Source organism: Labrenzia sp. C1B70, from assembly GCF_000475395.1.
Lineage (GTDB): Bacteria > Pseudomonadota > Alphaproteobacteria > Rhizobiales > Stappiaceae > Roseibium > Roseibium algicola.
Window position 1 is genome coordinate 42,352 of the sequence record NZ_AXCE01000008.1, and the last position, 22,926, is coordinate 65,277.

Genomic DNA, 22,926 nt, shown 5'->3' on the forward strand with positions numbered 1-22,926 from the left:
TATGGAACCCGTTATCCTCTTCGGCACTTTCACGGTTCTGCTCCTGATCGGCACACCCGTTGCCTTCTGCCTGGGCGCAGCGTCACTGGCCACCGTGCTCTACATGGGCCTGCCGCCCGTCGTTGTCTTCCAGCGCCTGAACTCGGGTGTCTCCGTTTTCGCGCTGATGGCGATCCCCTTCTTCATTTTTGCCGGCGAACTGATGGTGCGCGGCGACATTGCCCGAAGGCTGGTGGCGCTCGCCGGGGCCGTGGTCGGGCATATGCGCGGCGGTCTCGGTCAGGTAAACATCACCGCCTCCGTACTCTTCGGCGGCATCTCCGGCTCTGCCGCGGCGGATGCAACCGCCATCGGCGGCCTGATGATCCCGCAGATGAAGGAAAAGGGCTATTCGGTCGAATACGGTGTCAACGTCACCGTGGTTTCCTCGATCATTGCGCTGATGCTGCCACCCTCGCACAACATGATCATCTATTCGATCTCGGCTGGCGGGCGTCTTTCCATCGCCGACCTGTTCACCGCGGGCATCCTGCCGGGTCTCTTGCTGGCAGTTTCCCTAATGGTCACTGCCTGGTTCGTTGCCCGCCGCGCCGGTTATCCGACGGAACGTTTTCCCGGCCTGTCGGCACTTGGTGCGATGTTCATCAACGCCATTCCGGGCCTGCTGTTGATCGGCATCATCTTCGGCGGCGTGCGCTCCGGTGTGTTCACGGCTTCCGAAAGCTCCTGCATCGCGGCCGTCTACGCGCTGCTGGTGACCACGCTTGCCTACCGCACCATGCACTGCCCGGAATTCGTCGCCGCGACGAAAGCCGCGGTGCGCACCACCGCCATGGTTCTGCTGGTCATCGGCTGTGCGGCTTCCTTCGGCTGGCTGCTGGCCTTCCTGCGCATTCCCGCGGAACTGGTGGCATTCATGAAGGGCATTTCCGAGAACCCGCTGATCATCCTGCTGATGATCAACATCGTGCTGCTCTTCCTCGGCACCTTCATGGACATGTCGCCGCTGATCGTCATCACCACGCCGATCTTCCTGCCGGTTGCCACCGCTTTCGGGGTCGACCCGGTCCATTTCGGTGTCATCCTGGTGCTCAACCTCGGGATCGGCCTGTGCACGCCGCCGGTCGGCACAGTGCTCTTTGTCGGCTGCGCCGTTGGCCGGATATCGGTCTGGGATGCGATCAGGACGATCTGGCCCTTCTATGGTGCCGCCATCTTCACATTGCTCCTGGTGACCTACATCCCGTCCCTGTCGCTGTGGCTGCCATCCCTGTTCCATTGAGGCAAAACCAATGTTCGTGAAAACCTTTCCCGAAGTGACCGCCGACCCGGGCATCCGCCGGCAGGTGCTGTCCGACAGTCCCGACCTGATGGTCGTCGCCTTCCGCTTCCAGCAGGAAGGCGCGGAAGGCAAGCTGCACAATCATCCACACGTACAGTCGACCTATGTCGAAAGCGGCCGTTTCCGATTCACCATCGACGGCGAGAGCTTCGACGTCAGTCCCGGCGACAGCTTCGTCATCCCCTCCAACGCCCTGCACGGGTGCGTGTGCCTGGAACCGGGGACACTGGTCGATACCTTCACGCCGCGCCGCGACGACTTTCTTTGAACACCGCCTGCACCCAAGGACTTTGCCATGCTGACCGTTGAAACCCGCTACGCCATCGACCCGGACACCGCCAAGACCCTCGACACCACGGGGCTTCGCAAACATTTCCACGCCGCCGGCCTTTTCCAGGATGGCAAGATCAACCTGATCTACACCCATTACGACCGGCTGATCCTGGGCGGCACCGTCCCCGGAACTGGCGAACTCGTTCTGGATGAAGTGAAGGAAGCCGGCACCCCGTCCCTTCTCGATCGCCGCGAACTCGGCATTCTCAATATCGGGGAGGCCGGCACCGTGAAGGCGGGTGGGGAAACCTATCAGGTCGGCAAGGGAGATGTGCTCTACATCGGCATGGGCTCCGGACCCGTCACCTTCTCCGGCCCGGGCCGCTTCTACATCCTGTCGGCGCCCGCGCACCGGGCCTGCCCAAGCAGGCTGATCACCGTCAAGGACGCGCGCCGGGTGGAACTCGGCTCGGCGGAAACCTCAAACGAGCGCATCATCCTGCAATTCCTGCATCCGGAAGTCGCCGAAAGCTGCCAGTTGCTTATGGGCTACACCCAGTTTGCGCCCGGCTCGGTCTGGAACACCATGCCGGCCCATGTCCATGACCGGCGCATGGAAGCCTATCTCTATTTCGAGCTTGGCCCGGACCAGCGTGTGTTCCACTTCATGGGCAAGCCGGACGAGACCCGGCACCTGGTGATGGCCAACGAGGACGCCGTGGTCTCTCCGCCCTGGTCTATCCATTGCGGCGCCGGCACGGGGGCCTACACGTTCTGCTGGGCCATGGCCGGCGATAATGTCGACTTCACCGACATGGACATGGTCGCGATGGGAGACCTGCGATGAGCCCGTTTTCCCTGGAAGGCAAACGCGCCCTGGTGACAGGCGCCAACACCGGCATCGGCCAGGCCATTGCCATCGCCATGAGCAAGGCAGGCGCCGAAGTTCTGTGCGCGGCCCGGCGCGACTGCGACGAAACGCTGGCCCAGATAACCAGGGGTCGCCATGTGCACCTCGATCTGTCCGCCCCGATGGCTGCGATGCCACTGTTCGAGGCGGAACAGATCGACATCCTGGTCAACAATGCGGGCATCATCCGCCGCGGCACGGCGGACAGCTTCAGCGAAGCCGACTGGGACGACGTGATGGACGTCAACCTGAAGTCCGTCTTCTTCACCTGCCAGGCTTTCGGCAATGCCGCGTTCAACGCCGGCCGGACCGGGGCAATCGTCAACATTGCCTCGCTGCTGTCCTTCCAGGGCGGTATCAAGGTCGCGTCCTACACCGCGGCCAAACACGGCGTTGCAGGCATCACCAAGCTGCTGGCGAACGAATGGGCGGCGCGGGGCATCAATGTCAACGCCATTGCACCGGGTTACATCGCCACCAACAACACCGAAGCCTTGCGTGACGACCCGGAGCGCAGCCGGCAGATCCTGGAACGCATTCCGGCCGGCCGCTGGGGTGAAGCCAGCGACATTGGAGAAGCCGCGGTCTTTCTCGCTTCACCGGCTGCAAAATACATTCACGGCGCTGTCCTCAATGTGGATGGAGGCTGGCTTGCACGCTGACTTGCCGCGCCTTTCCAGAACAACACCGGCGGCAAAAGCCGGCATCGTTCATCTGGGGCTCGGAGCATTCTTCCGGGCCTTCGGAGCGATCTACATAGAAGAAGCCATGAAGGCTTCTGGCGGCACCGGTCAGAACAACTGGGGCATCATCGGTGTCAGCCTGCAAAGCCCGCGCATGCATGACCAGCTGGCTCCGCAGGACTTTGTCTACACAGCTCAGGAACTTGGCCCGGAAGGCGAAACCCTTCGCCAGGTAGAGATCATCCGGGATGTGCTGGTCGCACGGGAAAACCCGGAAGCCGTGCTGGCCGCGATGGCGGATCCGGACGTCAGGATTGTCACCCTGACCGTGACGGAAAAGGGTTATTGCCACGATCCGGCAACCGGCAGACTGAATGCCGATCACCCGGACATCACACACGACCTGAAAGCCCCGCTGCCTGTCTCCGCTCCGGGTTACCTCGTGCGGGCGCTCGCAAGGCGGAAGGCCGCAGGCCTGCCGCCCTTCACAGTGCTCACCTGTGACAACCTGCCGGACAATGGCCGCCTGGTCCGCCGGATTGTGCTGGATCTTGCGGAGAAGCTCGATCCGGAACTGGCCGCGTGGATCGAAACCGAAGGCCGTTTCCCGGCAACCATGGTCGACCGCATCGTGCCTGCCACAAAACCCGAGGATATCGACGCCCTGGCCCGCAAGACCGGCCGCTACGATGCAGCCCCTGTGCTGCATGAGCCGTTCCGGCAGTGGGTGGTGGAAGATGACTTTGTCCCGGCTTACGGCGCCGATGCCAGGCCGGACCTCGGTGCCGTAGGTGTCGAGCTTGTTGAAAACGTCACCGCGTTCGAGCACATGAAGTTGCGTATGCTCAACGGCACGCATTCCTCGCTGGCTTACCTCGGCTATCTCGCGGGGCACGAGACGATTGCCGAAACCGTTGCAGATCCGCTGTTCGCCCGGTTCGTGAAAAACCTGTGGCGCCAGGAAATCATTCCGTCCTTCGAAGCTCCGCCGGGTGTTGATCTGGAAGCCTACGCGGATGCGCTTTTCGAACGCTATGCAAATCCCGGCATCCGGCACCGCACCTGGCAGATCGCGATGGACGGCAGCCAGAAACTGCCTCAGCGCATTCTCGGCACCGTGCGCGACAACCTGACGAACGGTCGAAACTGCCCGGGCCTTTGCCTCGCGATTGCCGCCTGGATGATCTATGTCGGCGGCACCGATCTTGAAGGCAAGCCGATTGACGTGCGCGATCCGCTGAGCGATCGCCTCAAGTCTCTTGTCGGAGAAAGCGATGGCGACGCCGGCAAGGTGGCGGCGCTTCTGGGTGTCAACGAAGTCTTCGAACCCGGCCTCGCCGCTGCCATTCTGGCGCCCGTCACCGCCGCCTATGCTGCCTTGAAGGCTGACGGTGTCGGCAAATCAATCGGAACCCTGTCATGATCGAAGGTTGGCGCTGGTATGGCGGCTATGACCGCATCTCGCTTTCTGAAATCGCCCAGACCGGTGCTGTCAGCATCGTCACGGCACTGCACGAAATTCCCTACGGCCAGATCTGGCCTCGCGAAACAATCGCGAACACCAGGACCCGGCTCCACGCTGCCGGTTTCGACTGGACCGTGGTGGAAAGCCTGCCGGTTCACGAAGCCATCAAGCGCGGGGAAGGCGATCTTTCGGAACTCTTCGCCAACTACCGGCAATCGATGGCAAACCTGGCCGCTGAAGGCATAAAGGTCATCTGCTACAACTTCATGCCGTTGCTCGACTGGACCCGGACGGACCTGGCCGCGCCCGTGGCACGTGGCGGTACCTGCCTGCGGTTTTCCGCTGCCAGGATGGCGGCCTTCGAAATCTACATGGTCAAGCGACCCAAGGCGGAAGACGACTATTGCGAACAGGTTCTGGTCGAGGCAAAACGCTGGTTTGATGCCGCAAACCAGCCGGATCTCGACCGCTTGACCCAGGCCATCATGGCGGGTTTGCCCGGGGCCTATGATCGTTACGACCCCAACGGCCTGCGTGAGGCACTGGTGCCCTATCAGGGACTCGACCGGGCAGCTCTCAGACAAAACCACAAGCGCTTCCTGGAGGAAGTGGTCCCGGCTGCCGAAGAACTTGGCCTGAAACTGGCGGTGCATCCGGATGACCCGCCCCGGGACCTGCTCGGTCTTCCGCGGATCGTCTCGGATGCGGACGACATCGACTGGATCCTGTCGGCGGTGGACAGCCCGTCCAATGGCCTGACGCTGTGCTCGGGCTCACTTGGCGCCAACCCGAAGAACGATGTCCCTGCAATTGCGGAACGCTTTGCCGGCAACATCCATTTCGCCCATCTGCGCAACGTCGCGAAAGATCCGGATGGCTCGTTCGAGGAAGCAGCGCATCTTGGCGGCGACACCGACATGCCTGCATTGCTCGGCGTTCTTCTTGGCGAAGAAGCCAGACGGCGACACGAGGGCCGTAAAGATGCCGAAATCGTCTTCCGGCCAGATCATGGCCACGAGCTGATGAGCGATGCCGACCGCGGTGCGCACCCGGGCTACCCCCTGATCGGGCGAATGCGCGGACTGGCGGAACTGCGCGGCGTGATCGCAGGTTTGACGGCTCGCCGCGCTGTCCAGGCCTAGCCGTTACACAGGACGTGCCCGCGGACTTCGTCTTCGGGCACGCCCAGCGCCTTCAGAAGAGACGGATCGATAACGGTTTTGGAGCGGTTCAGCAGATCCTTGTTGGCTCGCCCGATGGCCTTGCGCGTGTTCGGGCCGAGCGACCCGTCCGGAGTGCCCACGTCAATGCCGCTGTTGTTGAGACCGGCCTGCACCAGCCGCACAAGACCGGCATCATATTCATCGACCTGACCGCAGAACTCCGGAGGCACCTCGGCAAAGGCAAGGCTTGCCGGAATGCGTTTGAAAGATGTCTCGAACGTTCCCATGTTTTCGGCGAACAGCTCGACAAAATAGAGCAGCGCCACCCGGTGATTGTACTCCTTCAGCGCCAGACCAACCTCGGTATTGTCGATCCCTGCGGCAATGTTCATCAAGGCCGACGCATCCCGGTCGCGAAACTCCGAAAGCTTGCCGTTGGCTTCCAGCTCGAACAGCGCCACTTGCCCGAAGTCGCCGAGCAGACATTTCGAACTGCCATCGCAGACGTAGGACCGCCAGCTGTCGCCATTCGGGCTCTTCACGCCCAGACAGACAAAATTCTGCCCGGTAACATAGGTCAGGAAAGTGCGTTCGTTCGATTGCAGATTGGCCAGCAGGTCCTGCGACACGGTGTTGAAGCGTCCTTGATACAGGCTGGAACAATAGGACAGCATCTGGCTGCGGCTGAGATTTGACAGATCCTGTGGACGTCCAACGACGAAGATCCCTTCGGCAGCCATTTCCGCCAGGGACAAGTGATACATGGACCCGGGTTTCGTGCCGTACATATTGCGCATGAAGCCGATGCCGATACCTGTGCTGAGGAAATAGTCCGTAACCTCGTTGACGCCCCGATTGATCAGCTGAACGACCTGCCCGACCTGCTCCGCGCTGTAGTTGCCCTCAGGAAGCTGGATATAAGGCTGATGAATGCCGAGACGGGCGGTTTCATGAGCAAAACGGCGAGGAAAGAAGAACCCCTCGTATCGCGTGTAGCCCGCCAGAAAGACCAGGGAACAGGCGGACTCGCAGACGGCATTTTCCGGCAGCAGCGTGATAAAGTTCTGCTCTGCGATGTATTTGCCGATTTCCAGCGCCTCGCGCAGGTTGCCGCCCGGACTGTTGAGCGAAATCACGTTGTTATAGGGGCAGTAGCTGGGCCTCAGGCAGTCCGAAAAGCCGCTGCGTTCCACAAGAGCCTTCAGGTGATCGAGGTCCCCCTTCTGGATCTGTCCCTCGATGGATATGACCTTGCCCGTCTTCAGCCCACCCCAGGCCGGCACGATATGCAGTGTCTCATAGGTATGCGCTCCATCGCCTGCGATGCCGTTTTCGAAATAAGGCAGCGACCCGTCCTTGACAGCGCTCTTCGATGTGAAACCGTCTTCAAGGCCCTTGGCGTGACCGACGGCTTCTGCGCTCACCGTCCCAAGGTCCAGAAGCTGGTAGCCGGCAGCGGCTGCAGGATTGCTGTCGAGAAGACGCATTTCCGCCGCATGGGCCGCCGAAAAGGCAGGAATACATACAGTCACCGACGCAAGCGTCTGTATTACGCTTCGGGCAACGCCTTTTCCCGCCACCCCCGCTACAGCGTTTCGCAACATGATCAGCCCCTCATTCAATCCAATTGTCTGCAATTTGATTTTGTAAGGCCGCAAATGTGGCAGGGATGATGGGACAGCGTCAAATATCCAACTGACGCAGTGGCCACTTTCATTTTTTGCCAGCCGTATGGTAGAAACGGATCAATCCGTGAAACGACCACGTAACGGTTCGGGATATTGCCATGAAGCCTTTTACATTTCTTTTGATTTTTATTTCCCTGGCTCTGCCTGCCGCGGCGCAAAGCACTATCACACTTGAGGATTTCGATCTTGGCGGCGACACCAAACCCGCAACTTCCGCCTCGCGTGACGCCAGTGCCCCGGCGGAGACCGACATGGAAAAATGCCTGCTTGATCAGGCCGCCTGCAGCAACTCGGAATTCAAGTCAAACACCGCCCTGTCGATGGACGATGTAGTGAACCTCAAGCTTGTCGATCGAGAAGGTGCTGCCTCCACCCCGCCACCAGTCGGCGGCTCTTCGGAAACTGCGTCATCGGCTCCACTGCCGACGATCGACATGGAAATCCTGTTCGACTACAACTCGGCATCGCTGCGTCCGGACCAGGCCGCGAAGATTACCGAACTCTCGCGCATTCTGAGCCAGGACAAGTTCAAGAACTATCGCTTCCTGCTGCTTGGCCATACGGATGCAAAGGGCAGCGCACAGTACAATCTTGCCCTCTCGCAGCAACGCGCCCAGACGGTAGCAGGTTTCGTTGCAGCCTGGGGTGGGCTTTCAGAGCAGCGTGTTCTGGCAAGCGGAATGGGCGCCTCCAGGCTGAAGGACCAGAGCGATCCCTACGGCGAACAGAACCGCCGCGTCCAGCTGGTCCTGCTGCCGGTCAACTGATCCTCACAAGAGGACCTGCCTACACAGTCGCCTCCCCGACATCCTCCCGGCCAATCGAAGCGCGGGCTGCGATCGGGGATGCACAGACCTTTCGGTCTCAGAGCGCGAGCGCATCTTCGTTGAAAGCGCCCCGCCTCTTCTCCTGCGTCAGTTGATCTTGAACTCGGCAAAATGATAGGCGACCCGTTCCGGGTCGGACCCGATGGTTCCGGACATCTCGTTTTGCGCGAGCTGTCCGTTGATGCGCCTGAGCACTTCCTTTTTCTGCTGATCGGAAAGAGCCGGTCCCATTGAACAGAAGAAGCCGATGCGGTTCGCCCCCTTCTCGTCCGCTTCTTCCACGACCAGCCCATAGCGCGAGCCGGGCGAGATTTCGTACCGGATCTTGCCGCCGCCGAGTTCAACCGTCTTGAAGTACGAAGTCGGGATCGGCGTCACCCGGTTTGACGGTGTTATGTTAAAGAAATCCGGTGCGCACTGCTGCGGCACATCCGCCAGAACCGAGACTTCCTCGCCGGCACTGACCGAGCCGGGATAGACTGCCAGCAGGGTCTGCTGATCATCTGTCTCCGGAGCGGCTGCGTTGGTGCGCTTGAAATAGAATTCCGTCTGCATCTGAGACAGCTGCTGCGGCCGCTGCTCGCCGTCGGTCTCGGCCATCACGTCACGCGTCACCCGCTTCATCAAGACGGAGACTTCCGCATCCGGTGTGGCGACGTGGCGGGCCAGCGCCTTGGCAAAAGGCGAGTTCTGTCCGGCACCATCCTTTGCAACGGAATTCGGCAAGGTGGCAAAAGTGACCAGCATGTCGCCAACGGTGCGGATAGGGGCAAGCCCGCGGGTGATCCCGGCGGACCGCCCGTCGGAGGAGGACTGGGACAACAGATGTTCGGCAAAGGGGTTGTTGCGGCACGCGTCAAGGAACAGGAGACTGATCGGCACCTCTTCCATCACCTCCATGAACGAACGCAGACTGACCGTTTCCCGTTCGATCGAGGTCGCAGATTTCAGTTGCGCATCCACGGGGATCAGAAAATTCTCACCATCCTTCTGAATGCCATGGCCTGCGAAATAGAGCACCGCCACATCCAGGTCCGGAGCACGATCGGCAAGATCGTCCAGGACCTTGCCAAGACCGTCCTCATCAAGGTCGAAATGAACCGAAACTTCGAATCCGACCGCTTCCAGCGACTTGGCGACAAGATCCGCATCCCGTCCCGGGTTTCCGAGCCGGCCGATCTTCTCGTAGGACGAATTACCGATAACAAGCGCAAAGCGGTTTTCCTCCGCCTGCGCCAGACCGGCGGCCATCAGAAAAAGACAGCAGAACCCTGTCAGAAGTCTGACACATCTCGACATTTGACCGCCCGGCACCACTGCAACCTCATCCTTAGAAATCATCAATTTGAAATACCTCATGACGCCCTGACAATTGACTCAAGCGACCCTGCGTGATGTTGTCTTGCGAACAGATTGAAACGCAATAAGGAACGGAGAAGCAACCGGGATTTTACACCGGTGCGTCAGTTGCAACGTCTGCGAGCCCGGAAACAACCGGCCCTCAACCCTTCGCTGCAAACACCCGCCAGACCGACCTATTTTATAATTTATCATGCAAGAGTTGGAGAGACTTTCCAGCATGCCGCTTATCCGAACTGTTTTACCCGCCCGCCTTATGCACCTGGCGGGCCTTGCCGTCTCCACCGTCATCGCCCTGCCCCTCCTGACCACTGACGCTTCCGCACAACTCGTTTCATGCGAGAGCATTCAGAAGGACTGGCTTGCGATGCCGCTGAGCGCCGGTCACGAAGACCGCGTCAGGATCTACGACCAGGCCTTCAATGACAGCGATTGCGACGGCATGGTGGTCGAAGGCTTCGGCAAGGAAATCATCGATGCCCGGCTCGACGTCATCGCGCCGTTTCAGGATCTTGAAGGCTATACCGGCAACCTTGAAACCCTGAAACAGGACCTGGCCGACCTTCAGGAATTCGGCAGCCACTGGCGTATTTCCTATCTGCTCGGAGAAATTCTGCGCAAGCAGCAGCAAACCCTGCCGGCGTTCCGCGCCTATCAGGAAGCCCTTGGCCTGGTGGATGACACCGAGTTGACCCCTGCGGAACCGGCACATGCCATGATCGCCCGGCTGCGCGACCGCCTGGATGAGCTGGCGGTGGTCGTTGCCCAGATTTCAGAGGAACCGGGAGACATCAAGATCCCGGTCACCCGCAGCGGACAGTCGATCTCGCAATACAGCTTTTCCACGCGCGGCTACAAACGCAAGAAGACCCTGGTTCCGATCCAGTTCGTCTACGATCAGGATGTCATGACCAAAGCCGGCAGGACCAGCTTTGAAGACGTGCAGGAAGCTCTGGAAAAGCAGGGCTCCCCGGACATCCAGGTCGTCGGCCATACCGATCCGGTCGGCTCTGATGCCTACAACATGCAACTGTCCATGAAGCGTGCCGAGGCCGTACGTAGCGCCTTGCTGGCAGCCGGATACTCCGGCTCCATCGAGGTGCTTGGCATGGGTGAAAGCCAGCCGTTCCAGTTCGACGATCCATCCCTCTACACCGAGGACGTGCGCAATCAGGCGCACCGGCGTGTTGAATTCGTCCGGAAATAGGCGGCCCGCATGACCAGATCCATTCTGCCGGCCTCCGCGGCTTTCCTGAAAAAGCGGGTGCCGGGATTTGCCCCTGCCCTCGTGCTTGCAGCAGGCCTTGCCGCGCCGCTTCCCGCATTTGCCGGCAATCTCTACGGCCTCGTCATCGGCATTGACGACTATCAGCACATCACTGACCTCAAGGGCGCCGTCAATGACGCGAGAGATGTTGCCGGAACACTGGAAAAGCTGGAGGCCAGCAAGGTCATCCTGCTGACCGATGCCGACGCCACGCGGGACAACGTCTTTGCCTCGTGGCGGGAGCTGACGGAGCTTGCCGGCCCGGGGGATACGCTGGTGTTTCATTATGCCGGTCACGGTGCCCGGCAGGAAGCGATCCTTCCCGGGCACGAAGAACTCGACAACATGTTCCTGCTGGCGGGCTTCGACGAAACCGGCCCGGGTGTCAACGAGCGCATCATCGACAACGAGGTCGGCCATCTGCTGGCCGAAGAAAAGGAAGCAACCGTCGTCTTCGTCGCCGACAGCTGTTTTGCAGGCGATATGGCCCGGGCCGCCGATTTCCGCGCAGAAGTAAATGTGCGCGTTGCCGATGTTCGGGTCGACAAATCCTCTGACAGGATCGCCGACCGGGTGAGGCAACTTGGCGAAGTTGAGGAAGATGCACTTCAAAATGTCATCTGGCTTTATGCCCAGGACCGCAACAAGGTCACCCAGGAAGTGCGGATCGGCGAAGAGCTGCGCGGTGCGCTCTCCTATGCCTTTTCCCGCGCACTTGAGGGTGAAGCGGACGGTGACAGCAACAGCGTTTTGAACACGGCCGAGCTGAAGCGTTACGTCAACAGCTCGGTCAAGCGCCATACCGAACGGCGGCAACGGCCGGAGGTCAATGCCGGATCCAGAGACTTGGAAATCCTGCTGCATGATGCTGCCGGCACGCCTGCCCCGAGCGCCGGACTACCGGAACTGACGCTCTACGCCGCCCCCGGCGAGACAATTCCCGCCCTGTCAGGCATCCGCAAGGTCGACAGCAAGGCGGAGGCCGATCTGATTTACGACGGCGACGGCTCTTCACTGGTCTACAAGACCGGTGACGTGATTGCCTCGTTTCCCGCCCCGCCTTCCGCCGAGGCCCTGCAGGCGACCGTCGACAAATGGCGCTTCCTTGCCTTCCTGATCGGCTTTGCCGAAACTGAAGGTCCGGAACTGGATCTCTCCGACGGCAGCCGGACCTATATCGAAGGTGAGCAGGTGACATTCTCGATCCGCTCGTCCGGCAACGAAAATGTGGTCCTGTTCAACCTCGCTTCAAACGGGGCAGTTCAACTGGTCGGCCCCGTTCGCAGAGGCAAGCGCGGTCTGGCTGCAGGCAAGCTCCGGCCTGGCCGGACTGACAGCTTCCGATCCGCGGTGATCCCGCCTTTCGGCGCCGACCATCTCATCGCCATCACCACACCGTCCCCCATGCCCGATCTCGTGGATGCGGTTCAGGACGCACAACAAAACAATGATCTCGCCGCCCTGGCCAAGGAAATCGGCCACACGCTCGACGGCCAGTCCTTCGGCCTGGACTGGGTCGGGCTTTATACGCGCGCAAAGGGAGACCTCCAGTGAAAACAGGATACCTCAAGGCCTTCGCGGCAACCATGTGCCTGTGCCTGTCCGCCGGCACGGTTCACGCCGCGCAAAAGGCATTGCTGATCGGCGCCGGTGTCTACCCTTATCTGGAACCGGACGCGCAGCTTTCAGGCCCTGCGAACGACGTGCGCCAGATGGCGGATTTCCTCAAGGGCGACTGGGGCTTTGCATCTTCCGATGTCCGCATCCTGGTGGAAGAAGGCGCGGCCAAGAACAACATTCTGGGTTCCATCACCGGTTGGCTCGCCAGTGAAACGAAGCCGGGTGACCGCGTCATCATTTATTATTCCGGTCACGGCTCCCAGGTTCCCGATCGCAATGGCGACGAAGAGGACGGTCTCGATGAAACCTTCGTCCCGACCGATTACGGCCGCAGAGGTGCAAGGGCCGAGGATATGCTCACCGACGACGAGATCGCCTCCGCGCTGTCCACACTGAGGGGCCGCGAAGTGATCCTGATCGCCGATTCCTGTCATTCAGGTACGGTCAACCGCGATGTCGTGCCGGATCTTGTTTCCAAGGGTCTTGATGCGAAGGCGCGTTACCTGCCGTTCTCGGGCGTTTCCAGGTCCCTGCCGGTGGTGCGTGACGAAGAGCCTCTGGCACGCGAAACCAACGTGCATCTGACCCTGTCCGCTGCCCTGCCGCACCAGCTCGCATGGGAAACCAACGGCTCGGGCATCTTTACCCAGAACCTGATCCGGGGTCTGCGCACGCGCGAGGCCGACCTCAACGGCAATGGCCGTGTCACCACCGCGGAACTTCTGAACTATCTGCGTCCGCGCACCGAGCAATGGTGCCAGCGCGTGGAGGATTGCCGTGATCTGCAGTTCACGCCGAACATGTCACCGCGCAACGAAGCCTTCATTCTGCAACCGGCTTCGGCCGAAGGCCCCGTCCAGACGGTAACCGGAAATACCGCCGACGATGTTTCCGACGTGCTTCCGGAACAATCCTCTCAGGAAATCAAGGTCTCCATCCTGCCCGGCTCCGTACACCAGATCGGTGACGAGGTGCAATTCCAGCTCACCAGCGCGGTCGATGGCTACCTGACCCTTTTCGACCTGACCGTCGAAGACGATCTGGTGCTTCTGTTCCCGACCGATGAGGATCGCTCCGCCGGCAAGACCGGTCGCATCCGGGCCAACTCCGCGCTCACGGTTCCCGACCCGTCCTATGGCTTCAGCTTCGAGGCAGAGGGACCGGCGGGCAAGGGCAAGCTGCTGGCGATTGTGACCGAGGATCCGGTGGATCTGGAAAACCTTCTTGCTGCCAACGGCGAATTCGAGCCGATCGGCAACAAGATCGATTTCATGAAGGAACTTTCCGGCCGCCTCAACAAGGTCTGGACCGCGGACAACGCCAATCGCAGCGCCCGTTGGGCGGCCGGTTATCAGGATTATGAAATCCGGCAGTAATCCCTTGCAGGCAAGCTCAAGCAGGTCTCAAACTTCACTTTCAGGCGTCACAAACGGGCACTTTCCCGGACCTCGTTTGGCAAAAATCATCGAGGCGGCCGGCGCCCGCTTCACTCAGCAGTCGACGGTACCCATGTTGCTCAAATCCATCGTTTTCTGTCTTTCGCTGGTTTTCGCGGTTTCGCAGCTTTCCGCCGCCGAGATTACACAGCGTCCCGATCTCGCACCGCGATTGGCACAATTGAAGCCGTTGTATCCGGGCAAAGGGTCTGCCGGCAGCGTGGTCAATGAACTGCAGGGAACGATATTCCTGATTTCCGGCGTCATCGAAAAAGGCGATCTGGAAAAGCTGAAGGCTGCTCTCGACGGCACCTGGGGCAAATACATCGTCTTCGACAGCCCCGGCGGCAGCTTTCTGGAAGGCATCCGCATCGGCCAGTATCTGCAATACAACGTCGGCTCGCAGGACCCGGATCTCAACGGTGTCTTCGTTCTCAACGGTAACGAGTGCCTGTCCGCCTGCGCTCTCGCCTTCACCCTGGCGGCTACCCCGCGCAACGCTGTTTATGGTGGCGATATCCGCTTTCTGGAAGCTGGCGCGGCACTCGGGTACCACATGGCATTCCTGCCGGAGGAGAAGGCCAACCAGCTTGTTGCGGTCAAGGAAGCCATGAACCTGGCCTATGAAGTGACACAGACCTACGTCAAGCTGATCAAGGGCGGCATTGCCCCGTCCATTCTGCTGCAGGAAGCCCTGTCCCACCGTACTGCCGACAGCTTCTTTTATCTGGCTGGCGGCATTCGGTCCTACGCGATGGGCCTGACGCCGGTTTCTGCCGGCACGATTGCCGACCCGATCAACAAGAGTGCCCTTTACATGGACACGGTTGGCGCCATGTGCACCCAGCTTTTCCAGGCCGACAATTCAATCAGGAAATCTGAAGTCGAATATGAATTCGGCGCAATTGACGGATCTGGCCCGAACCCGCAGGAAACCAAGCTGGAAGATCTGATCCAAGAGTTGGGGTCACGCCGTATCGCCGCCAGCCATAACGGCGTTGCTTATTGCACCGTAGAACTTTCCGAAGACGGCACCGTCGGCATGCGCATCACCTCCGGTTCGCTACCCTGTGCGAAGGGCGGGTATGACGCCCCCACATGGTGCGCAATGCCGGGGCCCTTCGACGATACCCTGCCGAAAGTGACCAACGCGCTGCTTGCCGACGCAGCCAGTTGCCACGGCGGCAGGCTGACGACCGAATATGCCTACTGGACGAGCGATGTCATCGACTACGACATCGGCGAGGAAACACCGACAGCTCTGACGGACTGGAATTCGTGGGAGCGCACCATCGCGCGGGACGTCAACGTTCGCCAGAACCCTTCTCTCGACGCGGAAGCCGTTGGCCGGGTGCAGATCGGCGACAAGGTCAAGATTTCCGATTGCCGTATCGTCTCGGGGCCGCAAGGTGTCTGGTATCAACTGTCCACCGGCGGCTGGATCAGTGCCCGCTTCGTTTCCGAATTCGACCAGTTCACCCGTCCGGCAACAGAAGAAACCATGATAGGCCGATAAGGGCCTTGAACCCGTCAGCTCCCGGCAGGCAAGGCCTCTTCCTGCTTTGCCTTCAGGCTGCGGTTTTCACCTGTTCTGCTGCAGGAGACCCACCGACTGTCTGCTGCCGGGCGTCATAGCTTGTCAGCAGGCGATCGGCAATGCCGGCAGACAGCCAGATGGCGGTCAGGGTGATCCACGCCGTCAGCGCGAAGATGGAAGCTCCCGTGATACCGGCCCCGACGGCACAGCCGCCGGCAAGCATGCCGCCGAAGCCCATGAGCGTTGCTCCGGTGAGGTAGCGCGCCATCGACTTGCCGCCTTCGAACCCCTGCAGGGCGAGTTCCCGCGTCACGAAGGCCGCCAGGAACGAGCCCAGAAAGACGCCGGGCACCAAGCCGACATCGAAATCAAGCAGATCACCCGGTGGTGACAGAACCAGCATCAGGGCATCGGCGGACGGTCCGGTGAAGGTTACGCCTTCCACCTGCACGGGGTCGAAAGCCTGCCGGGCCATGGCGGATGTGAACCACCAGGCCAGGGGAATTGCCAGCCCCGCGCCCGCTGCCGCCACCAGCTGCCAGACCTTCACCCTCGACCGCCAGGCAAAGACAAGCCCCGCCACCAGCCAGAGCGCCGTGAAGCCAAGCGTCACGGATGTGCTCAATCCCAGCATCTCGGTCAGATTGTTGCCGCCGATATCCCCTGTCGTCCAAAGACCTGCAAACCATTCGCGCACCGGTTTCAACAGGCCACGCAGGCTCGCCTGGGCGACGACGGCAAAGACAAGCCCGGACAATAACGCCCGCAGATTGCCGGTGGCCGAAAGCACCAGCAGACGGCTTGCGCATCCGCGCGCCAGCACCATGCCGGTGCCAAACATCAACCCGCCCAGCAAAGCTCCGGAGAGACTTTGCGGCGACGCCAACTGGCGGGCTTCATTTGCCTGCACTTCGCCCAGGTGGATCAACACTTGCGTGCACAGAACCGCCGCGGAAAAGGTCAGGAGCCAGACAGGCAACCGGTCCTTCGGCGCACCGCGAGAGAATTCCAGGCTGGCAGCGCGCAGGCAAAAGCGGCTTTGCTGGGCAAAGGCGCCAAAAAGGACGCCGACAACCAGCCCGCCGATTGCCAGCAACCAGGGCTCGGAAATTTCGTCCAGAAGAAATGTCAGGTCCATGGGCCCCTCCCGGGCACACTGCGTCCTCGATTGCCACCAGCTTGGTGCCCTTTCGCTTCAACGGGCATTGACCTCTCTCAATGAAACATAGATAAATTCAAAAGTTTGAATATGTGGAGGATGCCATGTCCGGGCAATTTCGGAAAGATCTGACGAGACGCAACGTTCTTGCCGGAGGCCTCGCGTTTGCGACCGCGGGTTTTGCCAGCCGGATAACGCCTGCCTTCGCAGCCGCGAACCTGACCCTCGGAGCACACGACATCACCGTCTTTTCCGACGGTCATCTGACCCTGCCGATGAACTTCATTTTGCCAGAACAAAGCGAAGAAGAGATCGCGGCGCTGCTGAAACCCCATGGCCTTGCCACGGACGCTCTGACGCCGGATTGCAACATCACATTGCTCCGGACCGGCGACCGCACAGTCCTCTTCGACGTCGGATCAGGCGCCAATTTCCAGTCGACGGCAGGTGAGTTGCCGGGCCACCTGGCGGAAGCCGGTATCGATCCGTCGGACATCACCGACATTGTCTTCACCCACGCCCACCCGGACCATCTTTGGGGCATCCTGGACGATTTCGACGATCCGCTTTACCCGGAAGCGCAGATCTGGATGCCACAGGCCGAATGGGACTACTGGCGCGCCGACGATACGCTGGCCAAGACGCCGGAGGAGCGCAAGAGTTTCGTGGTCGGGGCACAGGCGCGTTTCGACGTGATCGAAGACCGGGTGAACATGATCAAGCCGGGCCAGGAAGTGCTTTCAGGCGTTGAGGCAATCGACACGGCGGGCCACACTCCGGGGCACATGTCCTACATGCTGCACGGCGGATCCGAAAGCCTGATGGTGGTGGGCGACGCGATTTCCAACACGGTGATTTCTTTCGAAAAACCCGGCTGGGCTTCCGGCTCCGATCAGGACCGCGACATGGGCATTGCCACCCGCAAGGCGCTGCTCGACCGCCTGGCGCAAGATGGCTCCCGCGTCATCGGTTACCACTTCCCCCACCCCGGTGGAGGGCACGTGGAACGCACCGGCGATGCCTACAGTTTCGTCGCAGCCTGAACTGCCGGGTGAAAGGTGCCGGTTTCACTCCGCCGCCGAGTGATGGGCACTGCCCTGGTTGCGCTGGAAGGCGGCAAGGACGTTGCCTTCCACAAGCCAGGCAAGCCCGACCCGCGCACCGAGTGCCATGGATACCATCACGATGGGCGCAGAAATCGCCAGCGTGGAAAAGCCGGTAATGCCCTGCCCCACCGTGCAGCCCATGGAAAACACGCCGCCGACACCCATCAGGGTGCCACCCAGAAGATGGCGGCCGAGTTCGCGTGCATCGTCGCACGCTTCCCAGCGGATATCCCGTTTCCACATGGCCGCGACCACGGCGCCGACCAGCGTACCGGCAATCAGACCGACGCCGTAATCCGGCAGGGTCCCCGTATAGGTGATCAGCTGCATGATGGTGTCACCGACCGGTACCACGAAGGATCCGGCCTCGATCTGGATCGGATCGAAGGAGCGTCCCGCAAGGAAGGTTGTCGCCCACCAGCCGAAGGCGATCACGCTGCCGATGACAACACCGGTTCCGATCTTGCTCCATTGCCGGCGATAGGACGCCGATTTGAAGATCCAGAACAGACCGGCCAAAGCGAGCACGATGGCAACCACACCCTGCAGCTTCATGCCCACCAGGGTCGAGACAATGTCGCCCATGGACTGGCTGCCGCTTGCGGTGAAGGAAACGGCAAGATCATCGACGATCGGCACCCGCACGATGCCGACGATGCCCCTTTGGGCGGCCAGTGCCGACAGGCCGATGACCGTCAGCACCACGAGCGCCCGCAGACTTCCGCCTCCCAGACGCAGAACGGCACCGAAGCCGCAGGTGCCGACAAGCGCCATGCCGATGCCGAACATGAAGCCGCCGAGAATGGCGCCCGTCCAGGCAAATTGCGGTGACAGGTAAAAGGAGGCAGCCGTGTCGGCCATGCCGAAGGCGACGAGCAGCTGTGTGCCGATCAGTGCGGATACGGAAGCAAGCACCCAGGTCCTGAGCGCGCTGCTGTCGCCCGCGTACCAGTGTCTTTCCAGGGCCGACAGCGTACAGAAGTGGTTTGACCTGGCAACGAACCCCAGCACGCACCCCGCGAGCACACCCAGAAGCGGTGTCAGCACCGCCGGATCGAGATTGACCATGCGCGTCCTACCCTCCGCCGGTTATTCCGGCCGCGTTTCCCGTACTCGCTCTTTCGGCGATTTTTCAAACCGTAGCAGGCAGCGAAATTTGGAGCAATCGATCTCGTTGCTGCATCGCACGCCCGTATGTTGCGCTACCTGCGTTTATTTTTCAGGTGCACGCACGTCCTTGCAGAACAGCTCGTAAAGGCTCGAAATGATCGAACTTACCTCATCGTTCATGAGGCTGTAGTAGATCATCCGCCCGTCGCGCCGCGACTGCACAAGGCCTTCCAGGCGAAGCCGTGCAAGCTGCTGGGAAACCGCGGCCTGCGGCATTGTCAGGATCTCTTCGAGCTCGGAAACCGACTTTTCGCCTTCAGACAGCAGACACAGGATGACAAGGCGTACTTCGTGCGAAAGGGCCTTGAGCAGATCGCTCGCCTTCCGCGCCTGCTCCATCAGCAGGTCGAGGTCCTTCGCATCCAGGTTCTTGTCAAAGGCCGGCAGTATCATCCGGAACCCATACCCTTTTCAGCATTGCCATTGCAGCGCACAAAACCGCTTTTCAGATTCATGCCTCAACTTCAGCACCGGATCAACAGCATCACTTGCTCGTGTCCGGAAGCTTTCCCAACATATCGGTCAGCAGCGGCCAGAAGAAGTGCTCTCCCGGATAGCCGCGCAAACGGTCGATTTCAACGCCGTCGGCCACCAGAATGAAGGTTGGAGTCATCCGCTCTTTCGGTATGCCGGCCAGGTCCTGCGGCCAGGCGTCGGTAATATCGACGCGGCGCAACGGCGCTTGCCGGCCTTCCGACGTCTTCGGATAGGCGATGCCGATTTCCTCGTTCCAGCGTTTGCACCAGACACACCCCGGCTGCTCAAGCATGACCAGCTCGGCACTCCAGGCGGGCAACGCCTGAAACAGGCCGGAAACCAACACTCCGGCAAGGATCATCGCACGTGTCGCGACGGACATTTTGCAGTCTCCACATTTCTTCCATTGCAATATATAGGAACTTTTGAATATTTTAAAGCAACCGAAGATCGAGTTTCTCTGGGAGGAAATGAATGCTCGATGTTTCTCTGGGCGCTGCCTTTCTGGCAGGTCTGCTTTCATTCATTTCGCCTTGTGTCTTGCCGATTGTGCCGCCCTACCTGTGTTACCTGGCCGGTGTCAGCGTCGATGAACTGAAGGGCGACACGGCCACGGCCGAAACGGGTCGCCGGGTGATTCTGGCGGCGATCGCCTTCGTGCTCGGCTTTTCGCTCGTCTTTGTCGCCCTCGGTGCAACGGCCAGCGTCATCGGCCAGTCGATCGCCCGCTACTACGATATCCTGTCTTATGTTGCAGGCGCGATCATCATCGTCATGGGCCTGCATTTTCTCGGTGTCTTTCGCATCGGGCTCCTGTTCCGCGAAGCCCGCATTCATGTGGAACGCAAGCCCGCGGGTCTGGTTGGAGCCTTCGTCATGGGCCTGGCGTTCGCGTTCGGCTGGACACCGTGCGTCGGCCCGGTTCTGGCGGCAATCCTGTTCGTTGCCGGATCGTCGGACACCACCTGGCACGGCGCCGGACTGCTTGCGGTCTATGCACTCGGCATCGGTCTGCCTTTCATCCTGGCGGCAGCATTTGCCAGCCGGTTCCTGAAACTGGCCGGCCGTTTCCGCAAACACATGGGCACGGTGGAAAAGATCATGGGCGGCCTCCTGGTGCTCACCGGCCTGCTGTTCATCACCGGGCAAATGTCGGCAATCGCCTTCTGGCTACTCGAAACTTTCCCGGTTTTCTCACAAATCGGCTGACCGGCCATTTCCGGTCCAGGGAGGACAATGACATGCGTATCTGGAAACAATTGGTGCTGGCAGTCGAGCTCTTGGCGGCCCTGACCACAACGGCGCTCGCCGCAACGCTCGGCGACGATGGCCTGCACAAGCAGCCCTGGTTCACCGTAACCTTCCGCGACATAGGCGAAGACATTGAAACCGCGGCAGGAGAAGGCAAGCGCCTTGCAATCATCTTTGAACAACGTGGCTGCATCTATTGCCGCCAGATGCACGAAAAGATCCTCTCCGACCCGGAAGTGACCGACTACATCAAAGAGAACTTCATGGTCGTGCAATACAACATGTTCGGCGACGAGGAAGTGATTGACCTGGACGGCGAAGAACTGACCGAAAAGACCGCCGCGCGCAAATGGGGCTATGTCTTCACACCCACAATCGTGTTCCTGCCGGAGGAGGTTCCGAGCGAGGGAACCGTGTCGGAAGTGGCCGTTGCGACGATGCCTGGCGCCTTCGGCAAGTGGACTTTCCTGAACATGTTTCGCTGGGTTCAGGAAAAAGGCTACGAAGGCGACGAGCATTTCCAGAAGTATCATGCCCGCATAATCAACGAGTTGCGCGAAAAAGGCCGCCTCGACGCGGAATAGGACGAGCGGATAAAACAGGTTTATGCCGGATACGGCAAAAGGCCTATTGCATAACATATGCAAAAAATCATATCTTTTAATATGAGGAGGACAGGCAGGCTGGGGAATCGGACCTGCCGAAGGAACGCAAACGGCACCACAGCCGGCCGTTCCGCACTGAGGAGGAAAGCCGACACAATGTTCAAGGGCGCGACACATTTCAGCCTGCCGGCGGCCTTTGCCGGCCTAGCCGTCCTGGCCGCTTCCGCAGCGGCCGCCGGAACGGTTGCTCCGGACAGCGTTCCCATCGTCGATATGGAACTGTCCGAATCCCTGACGGGCGTTCAGGGAGACCCGCAGGCCGGACGCGAAGCCTTCGCCGATCGCAAGAAGGGCAACTGCCTGGCTTGCCATGCCAATGCCGATCTCAACGACCAGCTGTTCCACGGCGAAGTCGGCCCCGTCCTCGACGGTGCTGCCGACCGCTGGAGCGAGGCGCAACTGCGCGCCATCGTGGTCAACAGCAAGGACGTCTTCGGCGAACAGACCATCATGCCCGGTTTCTACACCCTGAAGGTGGGCATCAACGTCGACGAGGAATTCGCCGGCAAAACCATCCTGTCAGCGCAAGAGGTAGAGGACGTTGTCGCCTATCTCATGACGCTGAAAGAGAATTGATCTCGGGTTTCAAGGAGCAAGAGATGAGCTTTACAAGACGCCAGGTGTTTGGTCTCACGATCGGAGCCGCTGCATTCGTGGCCGCCGGATCGCGGGTTTCCTTCGCCGCAACCGACCAGACCGAAGAGGCCATCAAGGCCTTCACCGGCGGAGCAGATCCCAAGGAGGGAACAGTTTCCCTCGACACGCCGGAAATTGCCGAGAACGGCAACACGGTGCCGGTCGGCGTATCCGTCGACAGCCCGATGACGGCAGACAGCTTCGTTGAATCTGTCCTGATTCTGGCCGACGGCAACCCCAACCCGGCTGTTGCCACGTTCCACTTCACTGCCATGAGCGGTGTTGCCGAAGCCAAGACCCGCATCCGGCTCGCCAAGACGCAGAACGTCATCGCGGTCGCCAAGATGAACGATGGCTCCACCTTCATCGACCGCAAGGAAGTGAAAGTCACCATCGGCGGCTGCGGCGGCTAATCAGCAACAGCGCAAGCGGCTTGTCCGCAGGACTGGCACCGGCCTTTAGCCGAACCGCCGCCCGGCAAGCAGATCAGGGATACGAAGGAACCAAATCATGGCAGATCCGAAACCGCGCGTGAAAGTGCCCAAGAAGGCAGCTGCGGGCGAAGTCATCACCATCAAGACGCTTATCAGCCACCCGATGGAATCCGGTCAGCGCAAGGACAAGGAGGGTAACCTCGTTCCGCGCCAGATCATCAACAAGTTCACCTGCGAGTTCAACGGACAGGTGGTGTTTTCCTGTGACATGGACCCGGCCGTCTCGGCGAACCCCTACATGGAGTTCAGCGCCAAGGTGAATGAAACCGGCACGTTCAAGTTCACCTGGGTCGATGACGACGGCAGCGTCTACGAATCCGAGAACAAGATCACTGTTGAATAGGCGGCGGCCCTGCATCCGCGGCTGTGACGTCCGCACGGACTGAAAAGCCTGGGAC

Annotated in this window: 23 protein-coding genes; 17 read left to right on the forward strand and 6 right to left on the reverse strand. The window is 60.5% G+C overall.

Features of this window, described 5'->3' with window-relative positions; translation table 11 throughout:
* The first annotated feature begins 1 nt into the window (after position 1).
* Genes Q666_RS43940 through uxuA form a run of 6 tightly spaced genes read left to right on the forward strand, consistent with a single transcriptional unit; the run spans position 2 to position 5,815 of the window.
* Positions 2–1,282: a TRAP transporter large permease gene (locus tag Q666_RS43940; protein WP_023003252.1), complete on the forward strand. Its 1,281-nt coding sequence runs from the start codon at positions 2–4 to the stop codon at positions 1,280–1,282.
* A gap of 10 nt (positions 1,283–1,292) precedes the next feature.
* The gene (locus tag Q666_RS43945) at positions 1,293–1,610 is read left to right on the forward strand and encodes a cupin domain-containing protein (RefSeq protein ID WP_023003251.1); all 318 of its coding nucleotides are present in this window, start codon (positions 1,293–1,295) and stop codon (positions 1,608–1,610) included.
* 27 nt (positions 1,611–1,637) lie between these two features.
* Positions 1,638–2,462 (forward strand): 5-dehydro-4-deoxy-D-glucuronate isomerase, encoded by an 825-nt coding sequence (gene kduI, locus Q666_RS43950; protein ID WP_023003250.1) that lies wholly within the window; start codon positions 1,638–1,640, stop codon positions 2,460–2,462.
* On the forward strand, positions 2,459–3,187 hold the full coding sequence (kduD, locus tag Q666_RS43955; RefSeq protein ID WP_023003249.1) for a 2-dehydro-3-deoxy-D-gluconate 5-dehydrogenase KduD: 729 nt from the start codon (positions 2,459–2,461) through the stop codon (positions 3,185–3,187). Before kduI ends, kduD begins: the two co-directional genes overlap by 4 nt.
* Positions 3,177–4,631 (forward strand): mannitol dehydrogenase family protein, encoded by a 1,455-nt coding sequence (locus Q666_RS43960; protein WP_286133958.1) that lies wholly within the window; start codon positions 3,177–3,179, stop codon positions 4,629–4,631. The genes kduD and Q666_RS43960 overlap by 11 nt, the downstream gene beginning before the upstream one ends.
* Positions 4,628–5,815 carry a mannonate dehydratase gene (gene uxuA / locus Q666_RS43965; RefSeq protein ID WP_023003247.1) on the forward strand — a complete coding sequence of 396 codons (1,188 nt, stop codon included), beginning with the start codon at positions 4,628–4,630 and terminating at the stop codon, positions 5,813–5,815. The genes Q666_RS43960 and uxuA overlap by 4 nt, the downstream gene beginning before the upstream one ends.
* Here uxuA and Q666_RS43970 read toward each other — a convergent pair.
* The gene (locus Q666_RS43970; protein WP_152533317.1) at positions 5,812–7,440 is read right to left on the reverse strand and encodes a hypothetical protein; all 1,629 of its coding nucleotides are present in this window, start codon (positions 7,438–7,440) and stop codon (positions 5,812–5,814) included. The genes uxuA and Q666_RS43970 overlap by 4 nt on opposite strands.
* 182 nt (positions 7,441–7,622) lie before the next feature.
* On the opposite strand from Q666_RS43970, the gene Q666_RS64795 reads away from it, so the two are divergent.
* Positions 7,623–8,291 (forward strand): OmpA family protein, encoded by a 669-nt coding sequence (locus tag Q666_RS64795; protein WP_023003245.1) that lies wholly within the window; start codon positions 7,623–7,625, stop codon positions 8,289–8,291.
* A gap of 147 nt (positions 8,292–8,438) precedes the next feature.
* On the opposite strand, the gene Q666_RS64800 is transcribed toward Q666_RS64795, so the two are convergent.
* Complete coding sequence (locus tag Q666_RS64800) at positions 8,439–9,650, reverse strand: caspase family protein (protein ID WP_055656100.1); 1,212 nt, start codon at positions 9,648–9,650, stop codon at positions 8,439–8,441.
* 280 nt (positions 9,651–9,930) lie between these two features.
* On the opposite strand from Q666_RS64800, the gene Q666_RS43975 reads away from it, so the two are divergent.
* From Q666_RS43975 to Q666_RS43985, 4 genes are all read left to right on the forward strand, one after another.
* Complete coding sequence (locus tag Q666_RS43975) at positions 9,931–10,917, forward strand: OmpA family protein (protein WP_161633282.1); 987 nt, start codon at positions 9,931–9,933, stop codon at positions 10,915–10,917.
* 9 nt (positions 10,918–10,926) lie between these two features.
* A complete protein-coding gene (locus Q666_RS43980) occupies positions 10,927–12,531 on the forward strand; it encodes a caspase family protein (protein ID WP_023003242.1) in 1,605 nt (534 codons plus the stop codon).
* On the forward strand, positions 12,528–13,973 hold the full coding sequence (locus Q666_RS64805; protein WP_023003241.1) for a caspase family protein: 1,446 nt from the start codon (positions 12,528–12,530) through the stop codon (positions 13,971–13,973). The genes Q666_RS43980 and Q666_RS64805 overlap by 4 nt, the downstream gene beginning before the upstream one ends.
* A gap of 76 nt (positions 13,974–14,049) precedes the next feature.
* A complete protein-coding gene (locus Q666_RS43985; protein ID WP_023003240.1) occupies positions 14,050–15,549 on the forward strand; it encodes an SH3 domain-containing protein in 1,500 nt (499 codons plus the stop codon).
* A gap of 52 nt (positions 15,550–15,601) precedes the next feature.
* Here the strand turns inward: Q666_RS43985 and Q666_RS43990 are convergent, their stop codons facing one another.
* A complete protein-coding gene (locus Q666_RS43990) occupies positions 15,602–16,708 on the reverse strand; it encodes a YeeE/YedE family protein (protein ID WP_023003239.1) in 1,107 nt (368 codons plus the stop codon).
* A gap of 125 nt (positions 16,709–16,833) precedes the next feature.
* On the opposite strand from Q666_RS43990, the gene Q666_RS43995 reads away from it, so the two are divergent.
* Complete coding sequence (locus Q666_RS43995) at positions 16,834–17,772, forward strand: MBL fold metallo-hydrolase (protein ID WP_023014499.1); 939 nt, start codon at positions 16,834–16,836, stop codon at positions 17,770–17,772.
* A 24-nt stretch (positions 17,773–17,796) separates the two neighbouring features.
* Here Q666_RS43995 and Q666_RS44000 read toward each other — a convergent pair whose 3' ends face one another.
* The 3 genes from Q666_RS44000 to Q666_RS44010 form a co-directional block, all read right to left on the reverse strand.
* On the reverse strand, positions 17,797–18,903 hold the full coding sequence (locus tag Q666_RS44000; RefSeq protein ID WP_023003237.1) for a YeeE/YedE family protein: 1,107 nt from the start codon (positions 18,901–18,903) through the stop codon (positions 17,797–17,799).
* A gap of 144 nt (positions 18,904–19,047) precedes the next feature.
* Positions 19,048–19,398, reverse strand: coding sequence for a metalloregulator ArsR/SmtB family transcription factor (locus tag Q666_RS44005; RefSeq protein WP_023003236.1), 351 nt, complete (start codon positions 19,396–19,398; stop codon positions 19,048–19,050).
* Between the two features lie 91 nt (positions 19,399–19,489).
* Positions 19,490–19,864, reverse strand: a complete 375-nt coding sequence (locus Q666_RS44010; protein ID WP_023003235.1) for a regulatory protein SoxS — start codon at positions 19,862–19,864, stop codon at positions 19,490–19,492.
* A gap of 92 nt (positions 19,865–19,956) precedes the next feature.
* Between Q666_RS44010 and Q666_RS44015 the strand changes: the two genes are divergently transcribed.
* From Q666_RS44015 to soxZ, 5 genes are all read left to right on the forward strand, one after another.
* On the forward strand, positions 19,957–20,691 hold the full coding sequence (locus tag Q666_RS44015; protein ID WP_023003234.1) for a cytochrome c biogenesis protein CcdA: 735 nt from the start codon (positions 19,957–19,959) through the stop codon (positions 20,689–20,691).
* 32 nt (positions 20,692–20,723) lie between these two features.
* Positions 20,724–21,317 carry a thioredoxin family protein gene (locus tag Q666_RS44020; RefSeq protein ID WP_023003233.1) on the forward strand — a complete coding sequence of 198 codons (594 nt, stop codon included), beginning with the start codon at positions 20,724–20,726 and terminating at the stop codon, positions 21,315–21,317.
* A 177-nt stretch (positions 21,318–21,494) separates the two neighbouring features.
* Positions 21,495–21,974: a sulfur oxidation c-type cytochrome SoxX gene (gene soxX, locus Q666_RS44025; RefSeq protein WP_023003232.1), complete on the forward strand. Its 480-nt coding sequence runs from the start codon at positions 21,495–21,497 to the stop codon at positions 21,972–21,974.
* A gap of 23 nt (positions 21,975–21,997) precedes the next feature.
* Entirely contained in the window at positions 21,998–22,447 is a 450-nt protein-coding gene (gene soxY / locus Q666_RS44030) for a thiosulfate oxidation carrier protein SoxY (protein ID WP_023014500.1), read from the forward strand.
* 97 nt (positions 22,448–22,544) lie between these two features.
* The gene (soxZ, locus tag Q666_RS44035) at positions 22,545–22,871 is read left to right on the forward strand and encodes a thiosulfate oxidation carrier complex protein SoxZ (protein ID WP_023003230.1); all 327 of its coding nucleotides are present in this window, start codon (positions 22,545–22,547) and stop codon (positions 22,869–22,871) included.
* Positions 22,872–22,926 lie beyond the last annotated feature (55 nt).

What these genes read in the sequence shown, in the direction of transcription:
- Q666_RS43940 (WP_023003252.1), top strand. Translation starts at nt 2, where the DNA reads ATGGAACCCGTTATCCTCTTCGGCACTTTCACGGTTCTGCTCCTGATC.
- Q666_RS43945 (WP_023003251.1), top strand. Translation starts at nt 1,293, where the DNA reads ATGTTCGTGAAAACCTTTCCCGAAGTGACCGCCGACCCGGGCATCCGC.
- kduI (WP_023003250.1), top strand. Translation starts at nt 1,638, where the DNA reads ATGCTGACCGTTGAAACCCGCTACGCCATCGACCCGGACACCGCCAAG.
- kduD (WP_023003249.1), top strand. Translation starts at nt 2,459, where the DNA reads ATGAGCCCGTTTTCCCTGGAAGGCAAACGCGCCCTGGTGACAGGCGCC.
- uxuA (WP_023003247.1), top strand. Translation starts at nt 4,628, where the DNA reads ATGATCGAAGGTTGGCGCTGGTATGGCGGCTATGACCGCATCTCGCTT.
- Q666_RS43970 (WP_152533317.1), bottom strand. Translation starts at nt 7,440, where the DNA reads ATGTTGCGAAACGCTGTAGCGGGGGTGGCGGGAAAAGGCGTTGCCCGA.
- Q666_RS64795 (WP_023003245.1), top strand. Translation starts at nt 7,623, where the DNA reads ATGAAGCCTTTTACATTTCTTTTGATTTTTATTTCCCTGGCTCTGCCT.
- Q666_RS64800 (WP_055656100.1), bottom strand. Translation starts at nt 9,650, where the DNA reads ATGTCGAGATGTGTCAGACTTCTGACAGGGTTCTGCTGTCTTTTTCTG.
- Q666_RS43975 (WP_161633282.1), top strand. Translation starts at nt 9,931, where the DNA reads ATGCCGCTTATCCGAACTGTTTTACCCGCCCGCCTTATGCACCTGGCG.
- Q666_RS43980 (WP_023003242.1), top strand. Translation starts at nt 10,927, where the DNA reads ATGACCAGATCCATTCTGCCGGCCTCCGCGGCTTTCCTGAAAAAGCGG.
- Q666_RS43990 (WP_023003239.1), bottom strand. Translation starts at nt 16,708, where the DNA reads ATGGACCTGACATTTCTTCTGGACGAAATTTCCGAGCCCTGGTTGCTG.
- Q666_RS43995 (WP_023014499.1), top strand. Translation starts at nt 16,834, where the DNA reads ATGTCCGGGCAATTTCGGAAAGATCTGACGAGACGCAACGTTCTTGCC.
- Q666_RS44000 (WP_023003237.1), bottom strand. Translation starts at nt 18,903, where the DNA reads ATGGTCAATCTCGATCCGGCGGTGCTGACACCGCTTCTGGGTGTGCTC.
- Q666_RS44005 (WP_023003236.1), bottom strand. Translation starts at nt 19,398, where the DNA reads ATGATACTGCCGGCCTTTGACAAGAACCTGGATGCGAAGGACCTCGAC.
- Q666_RS44010 (WP_023003235.1), bottom strand. Translation starts at nt 19,864, where the DNA reads ATGTCCGTCGCGACACGTGCGATGATCCTTGCCGGAGTGTTGGTTTCC.
- Q666_RS44015 (WP_023003234.1), top strand. Translation starts at nt 19,957, where the DNA reads ATGCTCGATGTTTCTCTGGGCGCTGCCTTTCTGGCAGGTCTGCTTTCA.
- Q666_RS44020 (WP_023003233.1), top strand. Translation starts at nt 20,724, where the DNA reads ATGCGTATCTGGAAACAATTGGTGCTGGCAGTCGAGCTCTTGGCGGCC.
- soxX (WP_023003232.1), top strand. Translation starts at nt 21,495, where the DNA reads ATGTTCAAGGGCGCGACACATTTCAGCCTGCCGGCGGCCTTTGCCGGC.
- soxY (WP_023014500.1), top strand. Translation starts at nt 21,998, where the DNA reads ATGAGCTTTACAAGACGCCAGGTGTTTGGTCTCACGATCGGAGCCGCT.
- soxZ (WP_023003230.1), top strand. Translation starts at nt 22,545, where the DNA reads ATGGCAGATCCGAAACCGCGCGTGAAAGTGCCCAAGAAGGCAGCTGCG.